Here is a 21,308-nt window from a genome sequence, read left to right on the forward strand (position 1 = left end):
GGACTTTGCCGGCAGGCTATTATTACCCAGAATATACCAATAAAAATGTGGATGCCTTAATCCTTTGGACGCAGTCGTCCGAAGATCCAACAACCGAAGCTGCTAATGGGGGGATATCTTATACTTTCTCTTTCTATCACGGTTCTTCCAAAGACACTGATAAGTATGGGGTTTTAGCCTTTTCATTACCTTACCAAAACGGAACTGGAGCTGTACGTCCAGAACAGGTAGCATATGCACGTTGTCGGAGGGTTTTTAATTATGGACTTCAAGGTTCATACCCGGCATTGACATTTAAGTATGATGATAATGGTTTGCCAACTACAAGTAAATAAAGGCGCAAAAGCATAAAGGCACGAAAGCATAAAGGCACGAAAGCGCGAATGTGAAAAGGCGCGAAAGCAGGGAGTTTAAAGGCTTCTTGTTTTCGCGCTTCTTGTTTATTTGAACACGGAGGTACAAAGTTTTTGATTTATAAGCCCTACGGGCTTTAACTCTGTTAAGTTCTATCAATTGCCGTCTGCTTTAGCTGACTAATCGTTCTTTGATTTAGTTACAGATTGTAAGTTAAGCCGCATGGTTCAACCGGAACGGTTGTTAAGCCTCTTTAGCTGACGGTTGTTAGAAAGATTCTCCCTTGGCTTTAGCCAAAGTTAATTTGGCTAAAGCCCCAATTGCTATACCTTTTAGACCGTCAGCTAAAGCAGACGGCAATTGATAATTACTAAAACTTAACAGCCCTGCCTGTTAACATCTCTAACCTGCATTATTCATACTTCATCAATTTGGTTCAAATCAGATTGAAAAGGAGGTAAAGTGAGGTAGAGGAGGTAAAGTAGTTGAGTGGTGTGATGCCGCATGGAACTCCTCTCCCTAGAGGGGAGAGGTGCCCTTTAGGGCGGNNNGAGGGGGGACTCAAAGGTTGTGCAACCGATTTTCCATGCGGTATGTTTTCACTCCCCGCCCCGGCCTAAAGGCCACCCCGCCCCTCAAGGGCGGGGAATTCCATGCGGCATCGCCTACTTTACCTCCTCTACCTCACTTTACCTCACTTTTGGTTCAACTCAGCCCCTAACAGAACTAAACGAATATGAATAATACAGGCTAAGATACTTCAGAGCATCTAAAGCTTTAACTCCTAGCGAAGCAATAACTCCTTCCATTCTATATTCATGTAGGCTAAATATTAAATCCGTGTTTTCAAATCCGTGTCATTCCGCGCAATCCGTGTCTGAAATTAAATTTCATCTATAAATTCCCCTCATTCATAGATTTTTGTTGCATACATTTGCCAAACCGGGTTTATTTGTACTTTTTTATAACAAGTTGCTAATTTAAACCTATCCATTAATGTATGAATAGAAAATACTACCTATTGTTTTTATGCACATTCGCTATTGTTTTTAGCGCATGCTCAAGTGATTCCGATAACATCTCTTATCCTGCTCAGGACGAAGAAATTGTTGAAGTACCCGAAGTGCCCGAAGATCCAGGTGCCGAGGACGACGATGAACTGGTTCCTAACACACAAACCGTTAGTTACAACAATGCCGTTTCCATAACCTTCTCGGGTAGTGAGGTAACTGTAGATAACCCGCTTACCGATGGTGTATCCATTACCCATACCAATGGCCATGTAATCATCATCTCAACCATTACCGATAAAGAAGTAAACTATATCCTCTCTGGCGTAACCAGCAACGGATCGGTTAAAATCTATGGTGAATATAAATTCGGATTGGTATTGAACGGAACAGGCATAACCAACCCCAACGGCGCAGCTATTAACATTCAGTGTGGAAAGAAAGTAACCGTTACCGTGGTTAACCAAACCAACAATCGCCTGATTGATGGGGCAACCTATACGCATGTAGAAGGCGAAGATATGAAAGGAACCTTCTTTAGCGAAGGCCAACTCAACTTCTATGGTAGTGGATTGCTCGAAGTAAGAGGTAAAAACAAACACGCCATCTGTACCGACGATTATTTTCGTATGTACGAGGGGAACATCCATGTAAAAGAGGCCGCCAGCGATGCCATACATGCCAAAGACTATGTGCAGATAGAAGGGGGCAGAATAACCACCCGGTCGGCCGGAGAAGGTATTGACTGCGATGGATATGTAGAAATTAACAGTGGAACCCTCGAAATTGTAACCACCGCACAAAAGGGGCACGGTATTAAATGTGGCGAATACCTGACCATAAACCAGGTAGACAAGATGGACATATCCGTGTACGGAAATGCTTCGAAAGGAATAAATGCTACAGGAGATGTAACCATTGTGAGCGGCACCATTACCATAAACACTGCCGGAGATGCAATATGGGAAGCCGACGAAGCCGACACCTCATCGAGCGCCGGTATTAAATGCGATGGAAATGTGGTGATTGATAACGGAGAAATTACCATTGTGAGTGCCGGAAAAGGTGGAAAGGGTATTAACGTAGATGGCACATTGACCATTAATAACGGTACCCTTGCAGTAACCACTACAGGCGATCAGTATGTGTACGACCGCAATAACGATACCGCCGCCAAAGCAGTTAAGAGTGATGGCAACCTGACTATCAACGGAGGAAACATAACCTTGCGCACATACAAAACCGAGGCCGAGGGATTGGAAAGTAAAGCCACACTTACCATAACCGGTGGAACAGTGGTTGTTGAAGCGTACGACGATTGCATTAATGCTTCAAACCACATTCAGATTGATGGTGGATATGTGTATTGCAAAAGCAGTGTTAACGATGCCATTGATTCAAACGGAACATTGAGTATAACAGGGGGAGTTGTTATTGCAGCCGGTGCTACATCGCCCGAAGGTGGTATAGATTGCGACCAAAGCAGGTTCAGCATTACAGGAGGTACCATAGTTGGTATTGGTGGCGATACCAGTACACCTACTGCCAGTGCATGTACACAGTCGTCGGTTATATTCAGAAGTTCAACGGCAAACATACCTATTGTTCATATTGCAAATTCTTCGGATAACAGCGAAGTTATTACCTTTAAACTACCTGTTACTTATCAAAGCGGAGTAGTGATGCTGGTTAGTAGTGCAGCATTAAAAGCCAATACCGGTTATACTATTTATACGGGTGGCGAAATATCCGGCAATGAGAACTTCTACGGATTGTATACCGCAGCAACCTACAAAGGCGGATCGAATGCCGGAACCTTTACTACAGGCACTGCCGGATCGGTATCAACAGTTGGAACCTCCGGTGGCCCGGGTGGCGGACCAGGCGGGGGTTGGAGACCTTGAAACGCTGAGTTACGCTAAGTTACGCGGAGTTTTTTGATATTATGCCGCATGGATTCCCCTCCTTGGCTAAGGAGGGGTGCCCAACGGGCGGGGTGGTTGGTGTACATACAACACTATGTTTTATACACTATGCTTGGTAGTCCAACCACCCCGGCCTAAAGGCCACCCCTCCTTAGCCAAGGAGGGGAATTCCATGCGGCATCGAAATAAAAACTCCGCGTAACTTAGCGTAACTCAGCGTTTCAATTCCCCTCTGATTTGAACCAAATATGAATAATTCTGGAATATGAATTCACCTACAGAAGATTTTCGCCCAAAAAACCATCATAAGTATCATAACACACTTATCGAACTGTATTTCAATGTATTACATTATGATAGATGCCCAAAAAGTAAAACATAAGTACCATTCGAAGTCTCATAACTCATCACTCAAAACTCATCACTCAAAACTCATCACTCACCACTCAAAACTACTCACTCACCACTCATAACCACCTTATACACAGTTCCCCGGGTTACCCTGCGGTGCTCGAACCTGTTTTTCAACACCTTGCCTAAACTCATAGCTACTGTACGGCTGCATTTAAACAAGATGTATTTTTCGCGGATGCGTTGCAGCATTTCACTGCAAGTTAATTCTTCGTACACCTCTCCGGTGGTCGGCCTCCTGAAATATGTAAGCACTATTTCTTCCTCGGGCGTTGTTCGCAAAAACCGTTGATTGCACGATGTTATATATGCCTCTTCTTCGTGTGTAAACCAGTACTGTTCGCTATTGCGGATTGCCTGCAAAGCCTGTGCATACAGTTGCCCGTAATCAACAGGTTGTGTGTAATCAATAATCCCTTCCACCTCAATGCAAATAAAACGGCGGTTGCCGGTGGGGTCCGACAGTAAATCAAAGTTATTGCTTGTAGCTATAAATGTGGCATACCGGCGTATAACATCTGTAGTACCCGCATAAGGCAAGCGCGTTTGTACCATTGCTTTTTGAAGAATGTGTTTCATAAATCCCTGATAAGAAGGACTGATAGAGTCGAACTCATCCATATTTATTAACGCAAATCTGCCAAGCGCATACTCCACATTGCGGCGGTTACTAAAGTCAATACTATCTGTATAATAGTCGCGCAATTCGGGTGGTAATAAGTTGAGGCAGAAAGTAGATTTACCACAACCCTGGTTACCAACCAGTAGGGGGAGGGTACTATTGGCATGCTTGCGGTCTATTTGTTGCCAGTGGGCCACCATAGAAAGAAACCACTTGTAAAACAAGTCGGGCCAACGCGGATTGTTGCATTTTATGCAATTGGCCAGTGCACGGATACGGTCTTTGCCGTCCCAAGTGGGAAGCGAATGCAAATACTCTTCGATAGGGTTATATATTGGTACGCGGTCCGACTCCAGGTAGCGTCTGATATCGGCATCCCAAGCATTAATACCTTCGGCTGTGGCATTCAGCGAGATACTGTTCATGGCCTGTTTGGTTAGCGGACGAAAATCGAAATAGAAAGATTTCAGTTCGCGATACTCCACTATTCCTTTTATTGTATTGCGCCTCAGTTGGTATCTGCGTTGCATAAAATCATCGAGTTGTGCAATAAGTGTCATCGAAGCCGTGATGCAGGGCTTACCTCCGAATTTCTTTCCCAGCGAGTACGCACTACGGAACTTCGCACGAACTTCTATTTCGTATTTTTTAAGGTCACGATGAAACAACGTCCATTTCACTGCCTCTTCTTCGGGTATTCCGGAGTGAAAGCAATTTTCGGCCAATGCTGTAAGGAAAGGTTTTAATTCATCTTTTTCCCAATCCACACCATTAATCATCCGAATGGCATCCATTAAACAAGTATCGAAAAGGGTAGATAGGATGTGATGTCGTTCATAACCCGGTATCAGGCGCTGTAGCGGATCTTTAATTGCATGTTGCATCTCGGCATAAGTAGGCTCGGCCGGCAAACGGATGGGTTGTTCTATATGGATAACCGCTGCGTTGGGGTTATAATACAGTTCCGGATCGAACGATAAGCGACAACCACGTTCAACAACAGGCTTTTTCAGCTCTATTTCTCTTTTTAATTGAGGCTGATACCATTCCACAGCCTCACGATACGCCTGTGCATGAAACCTCTCTACCAGTTCACGCTCTTGTGGAAGCGTACCATCGGGTAAAGCAAACCGGATAATGATTTTCACGCTTTTTCCGCTTGATCCGATAAATGCAAGGAAGGTTTGTGCAAGTTGGGCCGCCTGGTTCCGGAGGTCGACAGCCTCTTTTTGGTTTGCCAGTTTATTTATTTCAATGATAACCAGTCCGTTGTAAGTAGTCAGTTCCTGTTTGCTGTTTTTATTCTGAAAAGCTCCGCCAAACACTATGATGGGCAGTTTCAATGCATAGATATCTGTTTTGCCGGGTCGTGCATAAATCAGGTTGTTACGTAGTGTTGTTACTGGTTGTGATTTTATTTCTGTTCGCAACATTTCCAGTACGGTTTCCAGTGCGAGTGTGCGTTGCGTTATTTTTCCGTCAATGTTTCTATAGCTAGTTACTTTCATGTCTTTTGGGTTGTTTTAGTTATTTAGTTACTCAGTTTTTGCTTCTCTGTAGGATGCCTTTTGTTTCTCTGTACAAAACCAACTGTTTCTCAGTATGAAACCAACAGTTTCACGGTAGGAAACCAACTGTTTTCTATATAGGAAACTACTTGTTTCCTATGTATGAAACCAGTTGTTTCCTATATAGAAAACAATTAGTTTCATTGGTAGAAAATAAAGTGAAACTACTTGTTTTTAAATCTCAAGGTACAATGAAACTATTTTTGTTCTATGATACTTCGAATGGTACTTATGTTTTACTTTTTGTGGAACTGTCATGATGTATTGTGTTGATTCATAGATAAATAGGTGTGTTATGATACTTATGATGGTTTTTTTGCGATAAATCGCCTGTAGGGTTTACTGCAAACGTACGAAAAAAAATGGGATTATGGGGGAATTTGAGATGTTTTTTTGTAGAGACGCAATGCATTGCGTCTGTTGGTATTGTGGTATGGCTTTGTTGGACAGGAGGGAAGATGCAATGCATTGTTGGCATTGTGGGTATGGCCTTGCTGGGCAAAAGAAAAGACGCAATGCATTGCGTCTCTACAATAGGAATCTTAATCTGGTTTGGCATTACGAAATTCCAAATAGGTTTGAATATTGCCAATATCCTCGGATGGAGTAAATCTGATTTCGATTTCATGTTGTATTACGTTTGCAATATATAGAAAAATTTAAATAAAACGAAATGTATTTATACTATTTTTTATCAAGGCATTAATGATGGTTGTAGGGATTCCCCTAATAACAATTAGAGAAAAGCTCCTTTTACAAAGATTTATCCTTTCCTAATTTTATGTCAGTAATTCAAGAATGGAAGGAGTTAAAGGAGTTATCAGGAGCTTTGCTCCTTAGGAGTTATAGCTCTAAGAAACTTCAGAGCATTTAAAGCTTTAACTCCTTTAACTCCTAGCGAAGCGATAACTCCTTCCATTCTATATTCACTAATTAAATTTATATTTTATGAAAAAATTATTCTTATTTTTAGTTTTAGCAGTATCATTTATGGCATGCGAAGGTCCGATGGGCCCAATGGGTCCGATGGGACCTACAGGACAAGATGGGCAAGATGGACGAGATGGCTACAATGGAATAAACGGGAAAGACGGAAAAGATGGTTATGGGGCCAATTGGTTTTCAAAAACCTTTGTTGTTCAACCACACGAGTGGGAACTGCATGGTGATCCGGATGAATTGAATTCTTTCTTTTTTGTGGATAAAAAATTACCAGAGTTAACTCAAGAAATATATAGTGATAAAACTGTAATTGCTTATATCCAAACAGGAGATGATGTAAAGAACGGTATGCCTTATGTATTGCATAAAGGCGAAGTTGATGATAAGGGAAAAGAGTTTATATGGACTCAAACTTATGATTTTGATTATTCGGTGGGCTGGGTTGGATTTTATCTCACCTATTCCGACTTTAGTACCAGAATTAAACCAACTGATGCTACCACTTTTCATATTGTATTAATGTGGTAAAGCTTCTATAATATATTCACAGAGGACACAGAGAAAAAATAAAACTCTGTGTCCTCCGTGTACTCTGTGGTGAATATCCCAAGTGGCTATTTATCGTGCTGATTCAGATATATATCTTCCTGCTCAACAATTTTCCATCCTTTAAACAAAATAATATCAAGCTTAGCTTCCTTTGCTCCCGGATTATCTTTATAGTGAAACTGGTTTGGACTGCTGCTATTAATAGATTCCGGAACATCCGAAAATATTTTGTCAATAGCCTCTTTTTCCATCAGGTTATATCCAAAGTATAGTTGTTCAATCATTGTATTTTTAGAAATATCCAATTCTGTCAGTTCATTAGTAATGCAATTGAAGTGGATAAGATCAATACAATTTGATAAATCCAGTTCGGTTAGTTTGTTGTTATTACAAACCAGCTTCTGAAGCCTTCCTAAATTGGTTAGAGTAGGAAGAGTTTCGAACTCATTTTCATAACACGAAAGTTCAATTATACTGTTTTGGTGTGGAATAGTAAGAGAAGTCAGCTTGTTTCTGGGAATCGACAAAACTTCTACAAAATAATTGCTGGCTAACGACAGACTGGTTATGTTTGTACGTTTAATCTCAATGTTTTTTAAAGCTCTGTTATTCGAGATGTCTAATTCGGAAATACCTACCTCATTAATACAGATTCTTTCCAGCAAATCATTGTAATGCAAATCAAGTGTTGCCAGTTTTTTGTTGGTAACACAATCAAACTCTTTCAGTTCCCGGCATTTGCTGATGTCTAAAGAAACTAAATCGCTCCAACTGTGCAGAACCAAGTGCTCTAGGATGGGGCAGTTGTCAATCAATGCATGTTCAAAGCCTACAAAATTATCCAAACTTAAATAAGTGAGTATCGGCGCATAACCAAAATAGATATCCGAAATGTAGTCTTTCTGCGAAGAAATGCTTAGGTGGGTGATGTGATCGGACCAGATTTTGATCTGATAAACACCCTCTTCGGCATATACATGATGACAACCTTTGGAGTCTTCATCCAACATATAATACTTTTCCAGGGTACCGTCGCCCCAGTCAACAGCAATTTTTTCTCCTTGTGCCTCAAAAGCAAAACCTTGTCTTACAAACAGGTTTACATCTACGATGATCGAGTTTTCGGTAGTCAGTTCAGGTACATCAAAGTCTGCGGGGTCAAAGACTGGTTCTGAATCCTTACATCCATACATAAGAATACAGGCAGTCACTACTAGAAGTAGAGATAGCTTTTTCATAATTCATCCTTGTTTTACTTAATATCGTTGTTTTCAATGCAAAGATAGAAAATAGGGAGTTCTTAGCAAAGAATAGCCTGAAATAAACCAAGTTAATTCTCGGATGGAAGAATAAGCCTCTATTTAGAAGTACTATTTAGGTAGAGAGGAAATCCTTGGAGTATTCTTTCAATTTAACAAATAGGTAATTCTCGCTATCCAAACCGATAGATTCCATAGTTAGACTAAGAGAAACTACTTCTAAATCAGTGAATATACTTAACAATGGGGCTAATATTAAAACGGTCGCCAGTTTGCTCGGACATAGTGGGCTGAAACATACGGAGAAATACACCCATGCAGTAGACAAGCTGAAAGAAGAAGCAATTAATAGTCTACCCGAATTAAAACTTTGATAATAAAAATAGTAACTTTGTACAAAGTACCAAAACATGAACTTTGAATCATTAGTAAATCATATCAGTGTCATTCAGGACACGTTGCAAGCACAGGCTGCACATTCTGTAAACCTTGCACTAACTTCCCGTAACTGGCTTATGGGCTGTTATATTGTGGAATTTGAGCAAAACGGTGAAGACCGTGCAGCCTATGGTGAGCAACTTTTGAAGAAGTTGGAAAAACATTTGAATACCAAAGGGCTAAATGAACGTCGGTTTCGGGAGTTTAGGCGTTTATATCTTGTTTATCCACAACTGAAAGAAGAAGTTTTAGGCTATGTTATGTCAGGAAATGCAATTCGGCACTCGCTGACTGCCGAATTCACCGAACCAATTCGGCACTTGGCGAGTGCCGAATTACAAACCATTGATAATCAACCGACAAAATGGCATATTCCTGCCAATAAGATATTCAACAGGATACCTTATACACATCTTAAAAGCATTGTAAAAATAGAGAATCCAATAAAACGTGCATTCTACGAAATGGAAACAATTCGTGGGTGCTGGTCTGTTAAAGAATTAGAACGGCAAATAGCCTCTCTATATTATGAACGTAGCGGACTATCTCAAAACAAAGAAGCATTGTCGGCAATCGTACAATGCCAAGCTACCCAACTACAACCTAAAGATGTCATAAACACGCCAATAGCCTTAGAGTTTTTAGGATTGAATGAACGAGCCTTAGTAACAGAAAATAATTTAGAACAAGCCATCCTTGATAACTTACAGAATTTCTTGTTGGAAATGGGGCATGGTTTTTGTTTTGAAGCTCGCCAAAAACGAATATTAATAGATGAAGACTACTTTTTTGTAGACCTTGTATTCTATCACCGGATTTTAAAATGCCATATAATTGCAGAATTGAAAATCGATAAATTTAAACATGAATATGCTTCTCAGCTAAATATGTATCTCAACTACTTTAAAGCAGAAGTGATGCAATCGGATGATAATCCACCTATCGGTATTTTACTTTGTACCGAGAAAGGAGATACATTGGTAAAGTATGCCACTGCCGGATTAGACCCCAATATATTTGTTCAGAAATACATGATAGAGCTTCCAACCGAGGAAGAAATAAAGAAATTCATATCTTATCAGAACTATTAAAAAGAATATTTGCAGATGATACAAGCTTATTTTTCAAATATAAAAGACATAATCCTCAATGAGATACATAACTCATTATAAAGCAAGGTCAAAACTTACCAAATACAGTTGATACTTGCACCTCAATAGACAACCAAAATTGTGCCCTTTGTGATATTGAGAAAAACAAAATACAAAGGAAAAACAAAATCTTCATAATACAAAAATACAATTTTGCTACATACAAATACGATGAACTAGTTTGAATTTCCTCATTCAAATGCCGAACATAATTAAACTAGTTCTAAACCTATTGTAAAAGTAATAAAAATCAGAAAAGAAGCTATAAAAAAGCAAGATTAATTTAAAGTACATCCAAGTTAACAACCAAACACTGAACAAGTAATACTCAAAAAGCGTTAAACAGGGACATCGTATTTTACACACATCAAAATAATTTATTGAATATGGAAGAAAAGAAACAATTAACCACCCAGGTTGGAAAACCAGTAGCAGATAATCAGAATATAATGACAGCCGGCGAACGCGGTCCTGCTTTATTACAGGATGTATGGTATCTGGAGAAAATGTCGCATTTTAACCGCGAACGGATACCCGAAAGGGTTGTACACGCAAAGGGGTCGGGAGCTTTTGGTACATTTACCGTAACAAACGATGTAACCCAATACACCAAAGCCTCTATTTTTGCCCGTGTGGGAAAGAAAACCGAAATGCTTGCACGTTTTTCGACTGTAGCCGGCGAACGTGGTGCTGCCGATACCGAGCGCGATGTACGTGGATTTGCGTTGAAATTTTATACAGATGAAGGCAACTGGGATTTGGTTGGAAACAATACACCTGTGTTTTTTGTGCGCGACCCTATTAAGTTCCCCGATTTTATTCATACACAGAAGCGCGATCCTAAAACCAATCTGCGAAGCAATACGGCAAAGTGGGATTTCTGGTCGCTCAGTCCGGAGTCGTTGCATCAGGTTTTAATACTGATGAGCGATCGTGGTATACCACGCAATCTTCGTCAGATGCATGGGTTTGGCAGTCACACTTATAGCTTTATTAATGCAAAGAACGAACGTTTCTGGGTGAAATTCCATTTCCGTACCATGCAGGGTATTGCCAATTTAACCAGTCGGGAGGCTGCCGAAATAGTAGGTAAAGACCGTGAATATTCGCAACGCGACCTGTTCGAGCATATTGCAAAGGGAGATTTTCCACGTTGGAAATTATTTATTCAGGTAATGCCCGAGGCAGATGCCCCTAAATATCAGTTTAATCCGTTTGACCTTACAAAGGTATGGCGTCATAAAGATTATCCGCTAATTGAAGTAGGTATTATGGAGCTGAACCGTAATCCCGAAAATTATTTTGCCGACATAGAACAGGCTGCTTTTAATCCGGCTAGTAATGTTCCCGGCATTGGTTTCTCGCCAGATAAAATGTTGCAAGGTCGTTTGTTTGCTTATGGAGATGCGCATCGTTACCGTTTGGGAGTAAATTATGAAACACTTCCGGTAAATCGTCCGAAAATAGAGGTGCATAATTATCATCGCGATGGATTTATGCGCAATGACGATAATGGGGGAGGAGCAGTAAACTACGAACCCAATAGTTTCCATGGTCCGGTAGATAACCGTACAATGTATAAGGAGCCTGCTTTACAACTGGATGGTCCGGCAGATCATTACAATAACCGCATGGATACAGATTATTATACCCAGCCGGGTGATTTATTCCGGTTGTTGCCGGAGGATGAGAAGATGCGTACCATTCAGAATATTTATGATGAAATGGAAGGTGTATCCGATGATATCCGTTTGCGTGTAGCCGCACGTTATTATCTTTGTGATGAACACCTTGGCAAAGGAATTGCACAGAAATGTGGATTTGATAATGCCAAAGTTCAGGAAGAGGCTAAACGCTTGAAAGAAGATGACGAAAAGCGTGCTCAGGAAAAATAGTTGATCAAAGAACCACAACTTTCGTTTTTGTATCACGCTTGTGGTACAAAAGTGCCACGCTTGTGGTACAAAAGTATCTTAGTAGTGATACTTTTGTACCACCGGCGTGATACTTTTTTCTCAGGCTTAAATAATTAGTGGCACTTTTGTACCAAGCGTAAAAAATATGTGGTACTGTAATTTGCTGATTATTAGCTGTGTTTTTATTTACCTGATAAAACTAGTCATTTCCCTTTCTTCCTCGGGTTGTGGAATCTCTGCTGTTCCCGATTTTAGATTCTTCAACATCCAAACCATATTTCGGGCAAGTGTACGCATGGTTTGCAATCCTTCTTTATCTTCCGAAGCCTCTCCCGGAAGGCGTCCGTGAACAGAGTTCCAGTATTGAGAAGAAACAATAGGCATATTTGAGATTGTGAAATACTTGTTTAACCGATCGAATGTAGCACTGGCTCCACCCCGACGGCAAACAGCAACAGAAGCACCGGGCTTGTATTGTAAATGCCGCCCCGACGAATAGAACAAACGATCCAGTAACGCACATAAAGAACCGTTTGGGCCAGCATAATAAACCGGAGAGCCAATAATAATACCATCGGCTTCCATTGCTTTTTCTCTCACTTTATTGTATAGGTCATCCTGAAAAACACAACGGCCTAACTCAAAACATTTGTTACAAGCAATACATCCCTGAACAGCTTTACTCCCAATAGATACAATTTCAGTTTCTACTCCATTTGCTTTTAATGTAGATGCAACTTCCGATAAAGCAATAAAAGTATTCCCCTTTGATTTAGGGCTACCATTAATTAAAAGAACTTTCATATTAGCTATAATTTTATGTTTACAAAGATATAACAAATTAGAAGTGTTTAGTTCATGTTATAACAAAAAAATAATGTTATCTTTGGCTTTTGAAACTAAGGCCGTTGGCCTATTGTACAACAAAAGCGAAGCCTCCGTGTTCAGCACAAGGAAAAGCTCCGTGTTTCTGTGTCTGTGTTTTAAAATCTAAATCTAAATAATATGAGAGTTTATAAAAGCAATATCAGCATGTTTGTTTTGTTACTAGTGTGTGGTTTTCTGAATGCCCAGAACTACAAAACCCCAATACAATCTTTACCAGGTGAAAAATGGTGGGGTGGGATGGTAGGTCTGGGGTCAAAGATGCCATTCGAAGAAAATATGCGATTATATAACCTTGCAACCGAGAACCTGAATAACCAGAATGTACCTTTTATACTATCGTCTGCCGGAAGATACGTATGGAGTGATAAACCATTTACGTTAACATACGCTGAAAATGGATTGCTTCTTGCTTCAGATTATGAAAAGCTGGAACCGGTAACTGCAGGGAAAACACTTCGCGAAGCATATCAGGTTGCTATGAAAAAACATTTTCCCCCATCGGGTACACTCCCCGATTCGCTTTTCTTTTCTATGCCTCAATATAATACATGGATAGAACTGATGTACAATCAAAATCAGAAAGATATATTAAATTATGCCGATAATATCCTGAAACATGATTTTCCGGTAGGTGTATTTATGGTTGATGACAATTGGCAGAAGTATTATGGCAACTTTGATTTTAAGCCCGAAAAGTTTCCGGATGCTAAAGGAATGATTGACAAACTTCACCAACAGGGATTTCGTATCATGTTGTGGATATGTCCATTTGTAAGTCCGGATAGCCCGGAGTTTCGTGAACTTTCGGCCAAAGGATATCTGGTGAAAAGGAAATCAACCCGCTCGCCGGCCATTATTCGATGGTGGAACGGTTACAGTGCTTCCTACGATTTGAGTAATCCCGAGGCAGTTGAACATTTAAAAACACAACTTTGTAAATTGCAAACAGCGTACGGGGTAGATGGATTTAAATTTGATGCCGGGGATATTTCTCACTACACCGATCCTGATCTTGAATATTACGATAAAAGTGCAACATCGGTAGATATGTGCGAATACTGGGCAAAGATAGGATTAGATTTTCCTTTCAATGAATACCGGGCCGGATGGAAAATGGGCGGTCAGCCATTGGTACAACGGTTAGGCGATAAAAATTATTCATGGGGTGCGGTACAACTCTTAATTCCTGATATGTTAGCAGCAGGCTTAATGGGATATGCATATACTTGTCCGGATATGATTGGAGGAGGGCAGTTTGCTTCTTTTTTGAATGTGGATCAAACTAAACTTGATCAGGAGCTGATAGTACGTTCATGTCAGGTACATGCCATGATGCCCATGATGCAGTTCTCGGTGGCTCCCTGGCGAATACTCAATGAAGATAATCTGGCTATATGCCGCAAGTATGCCCGTTTACACGAATCGTTGGGTACTTATATACTTCAACTGGCACAATATGCGGCCCAAAGCGGAGAACCGATAATACAACACATGGAGTATGCTTTTCCACATGAAGGATTTGTGGATTGCAAAGACCAGTTTATGTTGGGCGAAAAGTATATGGTTGCTCCTATGGTAACTAAGGGGACCAAACGCACCATAAAGCTTCCCAGAGGAATATGGAAAGACGATTTAGGTAATCATTTTAAAGGTCCCCTTACTATTGAGCAGGAAGTGCCTATTGATAGGCTTCCGTATTTTGAGCGAATATGGGTTAATTAGAAGATTTTACTTTAAATCTCGCCAAATTCCCCTTATGATCAGTGGGCCATATCCCTTTAGGAACAAAAAACTTATCCTTCGAGTCTTTTTTTATGATCTTTCCTCGCAGAACAGTTTCGGATGGGCCCACTAAAACACTTTGTTGCAAAGACAGTGCCGAATGAACCGGAAAATAGTAAATAAAATCAATCCTGTCGCGCTCATCGGCTTCGGGAGCCCAAGCTAAGATTTCCAGTTTTGCTTCTTCGGCCAGTTTATTCCCTGCCGGAAATGTAAATCCGGGATATTTAATGGGATCGGGATGTTTTTCCCGATAAGCATCCTTAAACCCAGACTTATGAAGCATAACCGAACAGTCCCAATTGACGATTGCACCATTATGGTCGAATAGATTTTTAGTATCTGCCTGCCAATCCAGGTGAGAAGGCTCATTGAAATCGCCACCCATAACAATGGAATAACCTTTTTTAATCTCGGCCTCAGCATCTTTTATAAAAGCACGGATGCTTTCGTCGCGGTAAGAAAGCCTGTTAGCTTCCAGAATAGTGGCCTCGTTGGTAACAGGTGCATCAATCTTTTTCCATGTTGTGCCACTGTATCCACGTGGCATATAACATTCGTAGTGCGTATAGTCCAAATGGCACGAATAAAAGTAAATGGGCTGTCCGTTTATAGGGATCAGTGCTTTAAGCATTGCCCGGTGCTCATCACCGGGTACAATGCAACTTTTTACAATACTTTCGGGTTTGTATTTCGATAAGATACCAACCGACAAACCAAGTGTTTCCCCATAATATTGTTTGCCTTTGGCTTTAAGGTCTTTAAGGATGTTCTCCATAAATTTAGCAGGATTCCTGATTTCGCAAAGGAAAACCACATCAGCATCTGCCTGATCCAAGACACTGAGAATACCCTGATAACCATCAGGAACCTTTGAACCTTCATGCCATATATTCAGTTGTAAAACAGTGAAAGAGTTTTTTTCCTTTGCTTCAAGTTTTATACCGAATAAACAAATTAATAATAGTAGGTATACTGTTCTTTTCATTTCAATAACCACATTACGTTATTTACATTATCTGTTCCTCCCCATTGGCGTTCTAATGCAGCAAGATATTCTTCTTTGTTAAACAGAAGTTCGTTCTGCGGATACCGCCAACGCATTGGTATTTTATTCTTATCGTCGTTCAGGTTTGTATTCGGATTGATTGGAAACTCCGGATAGGTGTTGCGGCGATAATCATAATAATCATCATATTGCATGTGATAGAAACGTGCAATGTAATTTTGAATCCAGATTTGTTTTAACCGATCTATCTGAGTACCGTTTACCTTATAAGCAATTTTTGGATTGGCCAGATAGCTTTCAATATATTCATCTGTAATCTCCCTGCCATTACTATACTCTTTAGAAACAGTGTTGCGTACAAAGTTCATAGCACTAAATAAAGCCGGAAAAGAAACTAATTACTTTTGGCTGATAACGGAGAAACAACATTTCGAATGCAGTGGTATCGCCTTTACTTAAAGCCTGAACATAATCTTTGTCTTCCTTCATAGTATTTAACCTACATTATTCGTACTTTGTTTTAAACACAGAGATACAGATATTATAACTGATGGTGATAAGGTTCACAAAGGTTGTTTTAAATCAGTTGCATTCTGTTTCAATAAGAGTATGAATAAAGACTTAAGGCAAAGATAAAATTCTGATTTAATAAAAACAAATTATAATTCTTTAATCACTTCCGTACTCTCTTCATCATCTTCTTCCTTTATCTTATCTGTTATCATTAATATACTTAACTCATAGAGCAGATAAAGAGGTAACGAAACCGCTGTTAGTGTAAACGGATCGCCGGTTGGAGTAATAATTGCAGCTACAAATACAATAACAACAGCAGCATGCCGGCGGTATTTCCTCAAGAAAGATTTGTTGATGATACCCAGTAAAGATAAGAACCAGGTAAGTAAAGGTAGTTCGAATGCCAATCCCATGCAAAGAACAAGCATCATAAAGTTATCAATATACGAGTTCAGAGATATCTGATTAGCAATATCCGGACTTAATTGGTAACTGGCCAGAAAACGCAAAGTGAGCGGATATACCAAAAAGTAACCCACACATACCCCCATGAAAAAGAAAAGAGTACCTAAACCTAGTGACTTGCGAACTCCTTTTCTTTCGTTATCGTAAAGAGCAGGATTAATAAAACGCCATATCTCGAAGAACAGATAAGGCACAGCTGTAACCACAGCCATCCAGAATGCTGTTGAGATATGAATAAAGAAAGGAGCTGCCAGGTTAATGTTGATTAGCTGCACATTAAACTCCTGAGTGAAAAAGTCACCAGATAAATGAAGAGACTCTCCAATCCATCTCAAGAATCTATAAAAAACGAAATCGTTATGTGTAGGGGCAAGAATTACATACTCAAATAAATAAGGCATGGCTATAAAATAGCCTACAGCCAAAATAAGTAACGCACCAAACACACGAAAAAGCAAAACGCGTAGTTCGTCAAGATGATCCCAGAAAGTAAGTTCTTTGGGAGTTTTATTGTTTGCCATGGGAAAAAGTTATGAGTTATGAGTTATGAGTTATGAGTTTTAAGTTAACCATACCGCATGGGAACTCAAAACTTATAACTCAAAACTCAAAACTCAATTAATTAGTCTTCTTATCGTCTTCGAGTTCGTCTTTAGCTTTGTTTATTTCGTCCTTGGCTTCGTTTACGCCATCTTTGAAACTTTTTACGCCTTTACCAAGTCCTTTCATTAATTCGGGAATTTTCTTGCCGCCAAACAAAAGCAGAATAAGTAACGCAAGAATAAGTATTTCACCACCGCCTAAGCTGGGGAATAAAAGTAGATTAGTCATATTTGCAGATATTTTTAATTTGTAAATTGTGATTCAGGTTTCAAAAGTAGCAAAAAAACATATTGCACGAAAATATATTCTTTTAATCTTGAAAATATATTCGTTTCACCCGCGACGAAACAGCCGTAAGAACCTCGTATGATATGGTTTCCAATTTGTTGGCAATGGTTGTAATAGGAAGACCGTCTCCGAAGATTATCACCTGATCGCCTTCCCGGCAGTCGATATCAGTAACATCAACCATGCATACATCCATACAGATGTTGCCAACGTAAGGAGCTTTCTGCCCGTTTATCAGGCAATAGAAGTTTCCATTGCCCAGTTTGCGGTTCAAACCATCAGCATATCCTATCGGTAGAGCGGCAATTCGCGAATCTCGGGTTAATTTACCATTCCGGCTATAGCCTACGGTTTCACTGGCTGCCAAATTCCGTATTTGCAGAATGGTTGTTTTGAGTGTGCTAACATTTTGCAGAATAGAATTATCCACAGGATTAACTCCATACAATCCAATACCCAAACGTACCATATCAAATTGGGCCTCCGGAAAGCGGAGAATACCAGCCGAATTAGATATATGGCGCAAAACCCGGTGTGAGAATGCTTCTTGAAATTCGGTAGAAGCCTTTTCAAATACAGCTATCTGCGAACGGGTGTAATCATCAAACTCAGCACTGTCGCTCCCTGCCAGATGCGAGAATATGGAACGGGGGATAACAGCAGTTTGTTCTTTAAGCCTTTTGATTAGCAAAGGAAGCTCGTCGGGGTTGAATCCCAAACGGTGCATGCCTGTGTCTATCTTTATGTGAATGGGGAAATTGGTAACACCTTCTCTTTCGGCCTCCCGGATGAGGCTTTCCAGTATATGGAAATTATAGATTTCGGGTTCGAGCTTGTAAGCGAACATGGTTTTAAAAGCTGTCAACTCCGGATTCATAATAATGATAGACGAAGTTATTCCGGCTTTCCGAAGTTCCGAGCCCTCATCGGCTACGGCAACAGCCAGGTAATCGGCCCGGTGTTCCTGTAGGGTTTTGGCAATCTGTTCCGATCCGGCTCCATAGGCCGAAGCCTTTACCATACATATTGTTTTGGTTTTACTATTCAGTTTAGAGCGAAAGAAATTTAAGTTATCTACCAGCGCATTGAGGTTGATATCCAGAATGGTTTCGTGAACCTTGGCTACCAGTTCTTCCGAAATCCTTTCGAACTCAAAGCTGCGTGCTCCTTTTATAAGGATAATCTCGTTTTTGAGATCTCTGCATACATCCGATTTCAAGAAAGAAGTTGTATCGGCGAAGAAGTATTTTTCAATATGAAAGCGGGATGCCACCGAAGCCAGGTCATTTCCAATACCTATAATCTTCTCTATTCCCCGGCTATGAACCATTTGTGAAACTCGCCTGTATAAATTAGTGGTGCTTTGTCCGGTTTCCAGTATGTCCGATAAGATAAGCGTTCGTTTCAACATCTTGTCCTGCGAGCGACGATACAAAAAATCCAGAGCAATATCCAATGATACCAGATCCGAGTTATAACTGTCGTTAATAATCACACAATTGTTTTTCCCCTCTTTCACTTCAAGGCGCATTGCAATAGGATCAAGATGCGCCATCCGGGCAGATATCTTTTCCGAAGGCATCATCAAGTAAAGGCAGGCTCCTAAACAGTTCAGAGAGTTTTCGATAGAGGCATCGTCAACAAAAGGAATCCGGAATGAATTCAACATCCCCAAATAAGTATAAGTAATCTGTGTGTAATCTTTCTCTTTGGTGATAGAGTTGATAAACAGTGGTCTTTCCTTATCAACTTTGGACCATGCAATTTCGCGTGCCGATATCAGTGATTTGGATACACAATTGCTGATTAACTCATCATCGGCATTATAAATAATAACCTCGCAATCTTTAAACAGTGTTAGTTTCTCCATACATTTCTCTTGCATGGAGAAGAAGTTTTCCTGATGCGCTCCTCCTAAACTGGTAAATATACCAATTGTTGGACGGATTATTTTTTGCAGTAAACGCATTTCGCCCACTTCTGATATTCCCGCTTCGAAAATGGCTAGTTCGTTATCTTTATTCATCTGCCAAACCGAAAGCGGTACACCAATCTGCGAATTGTAGCTTCTGGGCGAACGGACAATGTTTTTATCGGGCGAAAGCAACTGATGCAACCATTCTTTTACAACCGTTTTTCCATTGCTTCCGGTAATACCGATTACAGGGATATCAAACTGTGACCTATGACAGTCTGCCAGTTTTTGAAGTGCTTTCAATACATCGGGTACCACAAGGAAATTGCCCAACGGATAATCTGCTGTGTCAATATCTTTATTCTTGAGGGTTGGTTTATCAACTACGAAATTCCGTACACCGCGGGTGTACAGATCGGCAATGTATTTGGCTCCGTTATTCCTTTTAGATGAGAGGGCAAAGAAAAGAGTTTCTTCCGGAAATGCCAGCGAACGGCTGTCGGTCAACAGCCAGTCAATAGTAGCATCGTTGCTCCCGATGCGGCCGGCATTAATGCTGTCGGCTATTTCTTCAATCGTGTAAGACATATTTGCAATTCGTTTTCTACATCAAAGTTCGGGTATTTTTCTTTCAGTTGATTTATTTTTAACACTAATTGTTCTAAAAAACGCTTATACTCCTCAGAGTCCGGATAAAACGGCTTGTGATTAATATCTCTATGGATACTTTCGTATTCTTTCAGTATGGTTTTTGTTTCTTTCGAGAATAGTGTTTCTGTTAAACGCTCCCATATATACTGTATGGTCATGTTCGATGGATGCAGCATGTCGTCGGCATAAAACCGGTAATCACGCAGTTCATCCATTACAATTTCATAAGATGGAAAATAAAAAACATGTTCGGGGAATAGTTTTTGCAATTCGTCAATAGCAAGCAATAATGTACTTTTGCTTAACTGATTTTGGTGTAAACCATCTTTAATATGGCGTATGGGACTAACTGTGAACAGTAGTTTTACAACAGGGTTCGTAGCTAACAGTTGTTCTATTAACCCTTTGTATTCAGTAACTATCTCTTGTACAGTTAACCGGCTTCTTATAAATTCTTTGGCCGCAACTTTATGACAATTGGATACAATATTATGATTGTTTTTCTGTGTATAAATCCATGCTGTACCAAATGTAATAAACAGATAGGTTAGTTTAGGCAGTTGCAAATGGCTGTTGTTTAATCTGGCGTTAATGTTACTCAAACATGCTGTTGTTGTAGATGCCGAGAAAGAACCATGATGCATATAGCTATGGTAATTGCTCAAATGATAAAACAGGTCATTCTCATTGTATTCCCTATTATTCATTATTTGTTTAAGCGCAGTGGATATTGATGAAGGATTATAGAGAATGCCGAAGGGATTTACATTGCAGCAGAATTTATGTTCTATCAGTAGTTTGCCAATACCTTCGGCAAAACATGACCCCATTAATAGTATGTTGTCTTGATAACCGACAGGAGGTATTCTTTTAGATATATCGACTGTAGTTCTGAATTCCATCTGATTTTATTTACAATTCACAAAGTTACAGTTTATGATTGAATATAAAACACAGAGGTACTGTGTTGAATTCCAAATTAAATTAAATATTTTTTCTATCTTTGTCTCCGCCAAAGGAAGGCTTCATGCGATACTTTGTACTGA

At 40.0% G+C, this 21,308-nt stretch carries 15 protein-coding genes and 1 pseudogene; 7 read left to right on the forward strand and 9 right to left on the reverse strand.

The genetic code is table 11. From position 1 onward, the window contains the following. Together D0T85_RS20590 and D0T85_RS20595 are read left to right on the forward strand one after the other, a co-directional pair. Positions 1-335 (forward strand): hypothetical protein (locus D0T85_RS20590; RefSeq protein ID WP_163215401.1); only part of this gene is annotated, 335 nt, incomplete at its 5' end. A gap of 1,019 nt (positions 336-1,354) precedes the next feature. Then, positions 1,355-3,268: a carbohydrate-binding domain-containing protein gene (locus tag D0T85_RS20595; protein WP_203558541.1), complete on the forward strand. Its 1,914-nt coding sequence runs from the start codon at positions 1,355-1,357 to the stop codon at positions 3,266-3,268. 477 nt (positions 3,269-3,745) lie between these two features. On the opposite strand, the gene D0T85_RS20600 is transcribed toward D0T85_RS20595, so the two are convergent. Next, positions 3,746-5,830 (reverse strand): BT4734/BF3469 family protein, encoded by a 2,085-nt coding sequence (locus tag D0T85_RS20600; RefSeq protein WP_163215402.1) that lies wholly within the window; start codon positions 5,828-5,830, stop codon positions 3,746-3,748. Positions 5,831-6,838: 1,008 nt separating this feature from the next. On the opposite strand from D0T85_RS20600, the gene D0T85_RS20605 reads away from it, so the two are divergent. Further along, positions 6,839-7,360, forward strand: a complete 522-nt coding sequence (locus tag D0T85_RS20605) for a hypothetical protein (RefSeq protein ID WP_163215403.1) — start codon at positions 6,839-6,841, stop codon at positions 7,358-7,360. An 86-nt stretch (positions 7,361-7,446) separates the two neighbouring features. Here the strand turns inward: D0T85_RS20605 and D0T85_RS20610 are convergent, their stop codons facing one another. After that, entirely contained in the window at positions 7,447-8,619 is a 1,173-nt protein-coding gene (locus tag D0T85_RS20610) for a hypothetical protein (protein WP_163215404.1), read from the reverse strand. A 239-nt stretch (positions 8,620-8,858) separates the two neighbouring features. On the opposite strand from D0T85_RS20610, the pseudogene D0T85_RS20615 reads away from it, so the two are divergent. From D0T85_RS20615 to D0T85_RS20625, 3 genes and pseudogenes are all read left to right on the forward strand, one after another. Beyond that, positions 8,859-9,014, forward strand: a pseudogene (locus D0T85_RS20615) (tyrosine-type recombinase/integrase); the annotation flags it as partial. A 36-nt stretch (positions 9,015-9,050) separates the two neighbouring features. After that, a complete protein-coding gene (locus D0T85_RS20620; protein ID WP_163215405.1) occupies positions 9,051-10,169 on the forward strand; it encodes a YhcG family protein in 1,119 nt (372 codons plus the stop codon). Between the two features lie 446 nt (positions 10,170-10,615). After that, complete coding sequence (locus D0T85_RS20625) at positions 10,616-12,124, forward strand: catalase (protein ID WP_163215406.1); 1,509 nt, start codon at positions 10,616-10,618, stop codon at positions 12,122-12,124. A gap of 207 nt (positions 12,125-12,331) precedes the next feature. On the opposite strand, the gene D0T85_RS20630 is transcribed toward D0T85_RS20625, so the two are convergent. Then, positions 12,332-12,949: a flavodoxin family protein gene (locus D0T85_RS20630; RefSeq protein ID WP_163215407.1), complete on the reverse strand. Its 618-nt coding sequence runs from the start codon at positions 12,947-12,949 to the stop codon at positions 12,332-12,334. 201 nt (positions 12,950-13,150) lie between these two features. Between D0T85_RS20630 and D0T85_RS20635 the strand changes: the two genes are divergently transcribed. Then, a complete protein-coding gene (locus D0T85_RS20635; protein ID WP_163215408.1) occupies positions 13,151-14,755 on the forward strand; it encodes a glycoside hydrolase family 31 protein in 1,605 nt (534 codons plus the stop codon). Here the strand turns inward: D0T85_RS20635 and D0T85_RS20640 are convergent. The 6 genes from D0T85_RS20640 to D0T85_RS20665 form a co-directional block, all read right to left on the reverse strand. Further along, a complete protein-coding gene (locus tag D0T85_RS20640; protein WP_163215409.1) occupies positions 14,748-15,803 on the reverse strand; it encodes an endonuclease/exonuclease/phosphatase family protein in 1,056 nt (351 codons plus the stop codon). The two genes, D0T85_RS20635 and D0T85_RS20640, sit on opposite strands and share 8 nt — an antisense overlap. Next, positions 15,800-16,192 carry a SusD/RagB family nutrient-binding outer membrane lipoprotein gene (locus D0T85_RS20645; RefSeq protein WP_163215410.1) on the reverse strand — a complete coding sequence of 131 codons (393 nt, stop codon included), beginning with the start codon at positions 16,190-16,192 and terminating at the stop codon, positions 15,800-15,802. Before D0T85_RS20645 ends, D0T85_RS20640 begins: the two co-directional genes overlap by 4 nt. A 291-nt stretch (positions 16,193-16,483) precedes the next feature. Then, the gene (tatC, locus tag D0T85_RS20650; RefSeq protein WP_163215411.1) at positions 16,484-17,326 is read right to left on the reverse strand and encodes a twin-arginine translocase subunit TatC; all 843 of its coding nucleotides are present in this window, start codon (positions 17,324-17,326) and stop codon (positions 16,484-16,486) included. 97 nt (positions 17,327-17,423) lie between these two features. Further along, positions 17,424-17,636, reverse strand: coding sequence for a twin-arginine translocase TatA/TatE family subunit (locus D0T85_RS20655; protein WP_163215412.1), 213 nt, complete (start codon positions 17,634-17,636; stop codon positions 17,424-17,426). Positions 17,637-17,718: 82 nt separating this feature from the next. Further along, positions 17,719-20,199, reverse strand: coding sequence for a bifunctional UDP-N-acetylmuramoyl-tripeptide:D-alanyl-D-alanine ligase/alanine racemase (locus D0T85_RS20660; protein WP_163215413.1), 2,481 nt, complete (start codon positions 20,197-20,199; stop codon positions 17,719-17,721). Continuing rightward, positions 20,175-21,164 (reverse strand): GSCFA domain-containing protein, encoded by a 990-nt coding sequence (locus D0T85_RS20665; protein ID WP_163215414.1) that lies wholly within the window; start codon positions 21,162-21,164, stop codon positions 20,175-20,177. Before D0T85_RS20665 ends, D0T85_RS20660 begins: the two co-directional genes overlap by 25 nt. Positions 21,165-21,308: the final 144 nt, after the last annotated feature.

Source organism: Bacteroides sp. 519 (assembly GCF_010500955.1).
In the GTDB taxonomy this organism is placed as follows: Bacteria; Bacteroidota; Bacteroidia; order Bacteroidales; family Bacteroidaceae; genus Bacteroides.